This is a genomic window from Clostridium sp. (assembly GCF_050717515.1).
Lineage (GTDB): Bacteria > Bacillota > Clostridia > Clostridiales > Clostridiaceae > Clostridium_AD.
In genome coordinates, this window is record NZ_JBOITL010000036.1 from 336,448 (window position 1) to 342,604 (window position 6,157).

Annotated in this window: 8 protein-coding genes; all 8 read right to left on the reverse strand. The window is 31.1% G+C overall.

The genetic code is table 11. The features are described from left to right. Window positions 1–11: 11 nt before the first annotated feature. Window positions 12–296: an ArsR/SmtB family transcription factor gene (locus tag ACREV6_RS21240; RefSeq protein WP_431580036.1), complete on the reverse strand. Its 285-nt coding sequence runs from the start codon at window positions 294–296 to the stop codon at window positions 12–14. Between the two features lie 34 nt (window positions 297–330). Continuing rightward, window positions 331–654 (reverse strand): rhodanese-like domain-containing protein, encoded by a 324-nt coding sequence (locus ACREV6_RS21245; protein WP_431580037.1) that lies wholly within the window; start codon window positions 652–654, stop codon window positions 331–333. A gap of 332 nt (window positions 655–986) precedes the next feature. Continuing rightward, window positions 987–1,850: a S66 peptidase family protein gene (locus ACREV6_RS21250; RefSeq protein WP_431580038.1), complete on the reverse strand. Its 864-nt coding sequence runs from the start codon at window positions 1,848–1,850 to the stop codon at window positions 987–989. Window positions 1,851–2,067: 217 nt separating this feature from the next. Next, entirely contained in the window at window positions 2,068–2,595 is a 528-nt protein-coding gene (locus tag ACREV6_RS21255; RefSeq protein WP_431580039.1) for a P-loop NTPase family protein, read from the reverse strand. Window positions 2,596–2,715: 120 nt separating this feature from the next. After that, on the reverse strand, window positions 2,716–3,375 hold the full coding sequence (locus ACREV6_RS21260; RefSeq protein WP_431580040.1) for a hypothetical protein: 660 nt from the start codon (window positions 3,373–3,375) through the stop codon (window positions 2,716–2,718). 77 nt (window positions 3,376–3,452) lie between these two features. Further along, window positions 3,453–4,037 carry a GrpB family protein gene (locus tag ACREV6_RS21265; protein ID WP_431580041.1) on the reverse strand — a complete coding sequence of 195 codons (585 nt, stop codon included), beginning with the start codon at window positions 4,035–4,037 and terminating at the stop codon, window positions 3,453–3,455. A gap of 121 nt (window positions 4,038–4,158) precedes the next feature. Next, the gene (locus ACREV6_RS21270) at window positions 4,159–5,559 is read right to left on the reverse strand and encodes a hypothetical protein (RefSeq protein ID WP_431580042.1); all 1,401 of its coding nucleotides are present in this window, start codon (window positions 5,557–5,559) and stop codon (window positions 4,159–4,161) included. A gap of 222 nt (window positions 5,560–5,781) precedes the next feature. Further along, on the reverse strand, window positions 5,782–6,157 hold a 376-nt coding region (locus tag ACREV6_RS21275; protein ID WP_431580043.1), incomplete at its 5' end, for an RNA-guided endonuclease TnpB family protein.

Here is a 6,157-nt window from a genome sequence, read left to right on the forward strand (position 1 = left end):
AAATCTATTTATTAACTCAATATTAAAATTGAATTTATTAACTTTATTATTCTTTCGTCTTTGATTTTATAGTTAACTTCAAGGCCATGCCTTTTGCCCTCTATTACACCAGCATATCTTAATTTCTGTAGATGCTGAGATACAGTAGATTGAGGAATCTCAAGACAAGTCTGCATATGGGAAACATTACACTCACCTTGCTCTAATATACCTTTTACTATGCATAACCTAATAGGGTGTGCCAATACTTTTAGGATATCAGCAATTTCATTGTATTTTGTATAATCTGTATCCATAGCTCTTCCTCTTTCCTAAATTTCCATATGGGTATTATCTAGTTACATTGTATCTCCAAGAAGATAATCCTCTACTTAGATGGTAAATGTTTTTAAAATCATTATTTTCCAAAGTATCCACTGCTCTTGGGCTTCTTCCACCAGATGCACAATAAACAAGCACTGGCTTATTTTTATATTCATGGAGTTCAGCAAGTTTCATAGGAAGAACTTGAACTGGAAAAAGCTTTGCTCCTGGAATGTGACCATCATCATATTCTTCTTTACTTCTTACATCTAGAATAATAAATTCACTATCCTCGTTTATAAGTTTATAAGCTTCTTCTGCACTGACATTTTTAACATTTGAATTAAACATAATTTTTACCTCCTTGGAAAATATAATTTGTAGTTTTAATATATTTTTATATTTATTGTTATATTAATATATTACGATATAACAATATAATAACACATATAAAATAAAAAGCAATAGAAATATCAGTTTTTATTTTATATTTATTTTTAACCACTTAATTACAAAAAATACACGAAAGTTATTCGTGTATTGTAATTATCCCATGGGGTAATGCCTTTATTATTCTATTGGCAATTGCCAAATGTGTTATAGGACCTGGCATATTATCCCTTCATTCTAATTTTTTCAAACTAATAAGCGATACTGTTGAACACTTTGATTTTCCACTTGCACTACTTCTTTAAATGAATAGACTTCCCTATTACTATGCATCTAGCGTTAGGATCATGTCCAATATCATCAGTTTTAACAACTGGAATATCTCTATTTCTAAGGACCTCTAGAACCAATTCTCTAACATCTGGAACAAAACCATTTTCCTGCATATTAGTGAAGCTCCCCAAAATAATCCCCTTAATCTTATCAAAAGCTCCTATATGATCTAATTGATAAAGTAATGAACCTATTAGATTAGGTGCTCCTCCCAAGCTTTCTAGCAACAATATTTTATCTTCAAAATCGGGCATATACTTTGTCCCTGCTAATTTTAAGAGGGCTGTTATATTTCCACCTATAACTATACCGCTCATTTCATTTCCTTGAATCCACTCTACATTAATTTTATAAATATCTTCTTTTCCATTTAATAATGTTTCTTGAAACCTGCTTATTTGCTCTTCTGAACATTCACCAATTAACTCAGTTATTGTGTAGTGATAAGTTTCTATCCTAGCACATTTATATAGTGCATTTAGTAATACTGATAAGCCGCTCATTCCGAAATAAGGCTTATTATTCTTTTTAATAACTTCATAGTCAAGATACCCTAAAGTTTGATTAGCAGAATCCCCCCCTGAAACATCAAAAATCGCTTTAATATTATCATCCTTAAATAATTTCATTAGTTCCTCCGCCCTCTCTTTTCCTGTTCCTGCAAAAGGACCTTTTGTCCTGTAAATTGTTTTTGCATATTGAACCTTTAGACCCAAGGCATTCAATGTTTTTTCGATTTCCTCTATATATTCACTATTTTCATTTCCTATTCCATCACAACATGAAATTATTCCTACTGTATCACCTTTGCATAATATACTCATAATCACATCTCCCCTGCTGAATTGTTTAAATAAGTAAAAATAAAGTATATATAGAAAGCGCACCTCTCATCTTAAGTTCCTACCCTACATTTCCTCCCAAATAAATCGCCATTGTTTATAACATAGTCGCCCATTTATCATGTTTTTATCGTTTTTACCATATATTGAAAATAGAATTATAATATTCTACAAAGACAGATGATATATTTAAATAATATTAAGCTTTTTCATCTCTCCATTGATTTAACAACTTTTTCATTTTTCTTCTGCTATCAATAACGAAAAACGGTTTATCGGGATATTTTTTATGTAAATTCTTTATGGTCCGTTTACGTGTTTTAGAGAAACACCATAACCCTTTACAAAAACGTAAAAATTCCTTATTCAATTTTTCTTCGAGAAATTGAGGTGTATCCGAACGCTTTTTACCATTTCTTAAAAAAACACTAAACAAACATACAAAACGGTTTATATCAAGAAATATAACTATGTCCGCCACTTTAAATCGCAACTCCATTGTGTCCGTATGATTTCCATCGATTATCCATTTTTCCTTTGATGTAAGCTCCATTTGTTTCTTTATCCATTCTTTTTGGGGTGGTTTTTCCCAATTAGGACGCCAAAACTCAACATCAAGATGAACGAGTGGCAAACCCGTGATAACAGACAATTCTTTAGAAAAAAAACTTTTTCCGCTACCATTATTACCAACAATAATAATGCGATTATATCCAAAAATATTCACTACTATCACTTCCTAAAATATAAATAATCTGTAGTTCGCAGTTTTCTACAGCTGTGACGTAACTTATGAAAAATGTGACTCATTGTGACCATAGATTATCCTCATTTCGTCAGGTTCTATTTATAGACCACCAAATATATATGATAGAACACTTGAATTTCTAAGCATAAGCACTATGAGTAATGTCAATATAAAAATTCGTAACCATTGTTTTTTATTCATTGGTAAAATTAGAAATAATATAATAGCAGAAAAAATATCAAATCCCAATGTCATTGTAAACATATAAAAAAAAGGATAACCTTGTGAAACTAACAAGCCAATGGGCATTGAGGCGCATAACGCTGCAATCCATCCATTTCCTCTGCTAAACCATACTATATAGGCTGCTATTGGCGTTGCTAAAGATATTGCACCCCAACGGATAAAGTAATAAGTGGGGAAAAAGCCAAATAACCTCATTGAATAAAAATAATACACCAACAACATTCCACTAAAAAATGCAAAAACCTTTATTGCTCCAATTCCCGGATTATTGCTCCAAGCAGCAATTATTGTAGCCAACAGAACCCAAATACCTAACCCGGTAGTTATGTTGCTGACAGTAGACCAAATGCTTCCCGTTAGGCTGTTTGAAGGAATCGTATCACTATATTTGGCTATAAAACCAAGAAGCATTCCAAAAGCAAAGATTAATAGCACTTTTAAAATTTTCTGTTTTATTGTTAATAAAATGGATTGTTCTTCTCTTATTTTGTTCAAAGTTTCTTTTATAGACAAATATAATGCCCCCCTTGCTTATCATTACATAAATAATCCTATTTTTTGCATTAATACAAGAAATTTTTGCAATAGATCTACTTTGGGTTATATTTATCAGTATATTCTTCTTTTGCTTTTTCTGTATATTTCAAAATGAAATCAGATTTAGCATCTGTATATCCATCTCGGTTATGCTCATATTTCTCTATTAGACTTAATTTAAGTTTACCATATTCGTTAGCAACTTCTTCATGGTCCATAAGGTAGTCTCTAAAATATAATTCATTCCAGTTATCATAGTAGTGAACATGCAAATGATATACTTTTTCTGCAAAGCCTTCTTTTGTATATCCTTTATTAAATGCCATGTGCATACATGGTTTTTTTTGCGATGACATTAATATCCAACCATCATGTAGTAGGGTATTTGTTAATTGTTCAAGATTACTTTCATTATCTATTTCCAATAAAATATCGACTGTTGGCTTAGAAATCAACCCTTCAATGGCACTACTTCCTATATGATTAATACGTATAATATTTTTTTTATCAACACAATCTAAAAGTCTTTGTTTTTCAATTTCATACCAATTTGTATAATCTGTATTATGTTCTTTTAAAATGATAGGGAATAGCTCCCACAATTCTTCTAGCGTCATTTCTGATAATTCTTTTCCCATATATATATACCTCCACTTAATAAAAGTCACGGTAGCCACACTGGTTACCCAGTGCACCCCGTACAAATCCCGTCCTGCGGAACTACCGCATCGGGCTCTTCAAATATATTCACTTCTGTAATCAACTAAAACAGGTGTTTTTCAAGCTATCAAGCATAATTTCATCCATTAGGTTATCTGTTAAAATGTAGAATATTGGATTTGTAAATATACTCCTATTATTAGGTATATCTAAATTTCTTGTAAGTAGATAAACATTATCATCTACACTTATCGTAGCTCTTGCCATGGAGTTTTCTTGGTTTATATATATCTGGAGTTTATTCTCTAAATCATAATTTCCGTAAAGCAGTGATGAACTTGGGAAAATATCACAAAACTCAATTCCCGCTCTGTAAGTTTTTATTTCATTATTAGAATCTTTAAAGGTAATAAAATTCTTTATCATATCGTTTCCAATATTAAAGAAATTTTTATGCGCTAAAAGCATGTCCTTCATAAATTCACCTGTATTATTTGTAATTTCAGAAGTATGACATAATACAGGAACTCCTGGTAGCATTAAATAATATTCATTAATTTTTAAGCCTTTATATTGTTCATTTTTAGTTATATTCAAGGAGGTTTTAATACCCTGCCACTCATTTCCACATGTATCCGTTATTTTAACAAAGCTTGTTATAACTTTTTCATTTAATAAACTTTTAGATTCAACATACCAATTTCTAGGTACAGTTTGCATTCCACCAAACCACGGATTATACCATGTTCGCATTTCTGAATTTGGAAAGTTACTATGGAGATATTCCTCGTTTTTATAGGTTAATGAATATATTCCACTTGTAAAATCCGGAGAGGATTTAATGGTCATCAGCCCATTGTTTATTGAATAAATATTAAATCCTTTATATTTTTTTATCTCTGTTTTGAAGTCTACATCTTTAATTCTAAATAAAGCAACATTCTTTTCAAAAAACAATAAACCTAAATCTACTTTAACAGAAATAATATCGGAATCATATTTCTCCGACATTGATGTAGATGCCTCCATAGCTAATGTCCTATCTTCAAAGCTTTTTTCTATGCCACGCACCGACCCGTTCTTTGAATCAACCTTTAGTGTACCTTTAACCGGAATTTCGTTATATTTTCTTAGTTCTATTGAAAATTTTTCTTTAATAAAAGGATTTCCCTTATTTATAAACACCCCACAATCATTGGCTGTATATAAATTAAGAGCTCTTTTATTTTTTATATCATCACCCTCAGCATTGAATGTTGACCCCTCCTGAAATTTGCTTAATGCAAAGCTTCTCAAAGCTTGCCAAGTTTCAAAAGTTGATAAAGCTACATAAATGGATTTAGTTGTTTTTTTACTGTGTCCATTAATTATACCAATATTCTCTTGAATGCACATGTAAGGCCACTCTCCGAAATAGATATTCTTACCTTTATCCCACCAAAAGCTGCGTGTACTATCATCATCCCCTGAAAAAATCCAATTTTCACTTAGAAATTTCATAAAACACTTTGTATTTCTTTCCAAACATAAGAGTTTCATCGTTTATTATTACAGATACTAAGTAGTCATCTGTGTGAACCTCCCATCACTGAAGTGACGGGCTTCTATCATTACTAATAAAGTTTCCCACATCATTGTCCTCGTAACCTACTAACTCCATGGGCGTTATACTTCGGATAAGTTCCTACCCTACATTTCCTCTATATAAATTTTTATAATCTATTATATAGCTACTTCGAAACCTAATTCTTTTATTCCTTGTTTTAGAATATTTTTTGATGCGTTTTCATCCCTATCATGAATGTTTTTACATTCCTCACAAGTCCACTCTCTTATTGATAGCAATTTAACCTTCTTATTTACTGCTCCACACTCAGAGCAAATCTGAGAACTAGCGAACCAGGGACTTATTTTATGATATGTTCTCCCGTACCAATTTGCTTTATATTCTAGTTGTCTTGTAAACTCTGGCCATGATACATCTTGAATACTTTTTGCCAAATTATGATTTTTTATCATATTAGAAACTTGTAAGTCTTCTGAAATTATTACTTGGTTATCGTTAATAATTTGCCATGACAACTTATTTGAGAAATCA

What these genes read in the sequence shown, in the direction of transcription:
- ACREV6_RS21250 (WP_431580038.1), bottom strand. Translation starts at nt 1,850, where the DNA reads ATGAGTATATTATGCAAAGGTGATACAGTAGGAATAATTTCATGTTGT.
- ACREV6_RS21265 (WP_431580041.1), bottom strand. Translation starts at nt 4,037, where the DNA reads ATGGGAAAAGAATTATCAGAAATGACGCTAGAAGAATTGTGGGAGCTA.
- ACREV6_RS21245 (WP_431580037.1), bottom strand. Translation starts at nt 654, where the DNA reads ATGTTTAATTCAAATGTTAAAAATGTCAGTGCAGAAGAAGCTTATAAA.
- ACREV6_RS21270 (WP_431580042.1), bottom strand. Translation starts at nt 5,559, where the DNA reads ATGAAATTTCTAAGTGAAAATTGGATTTTTTCAGGGGATGATGATAGT.
- ACREV6_RS21240 (WP_431580036.1), bottom strand. Translation starts at nt 296, where the DNA reads ATGGATACAGATTATACAAAATACAATGAAATTGCTGATATCCTAAAA.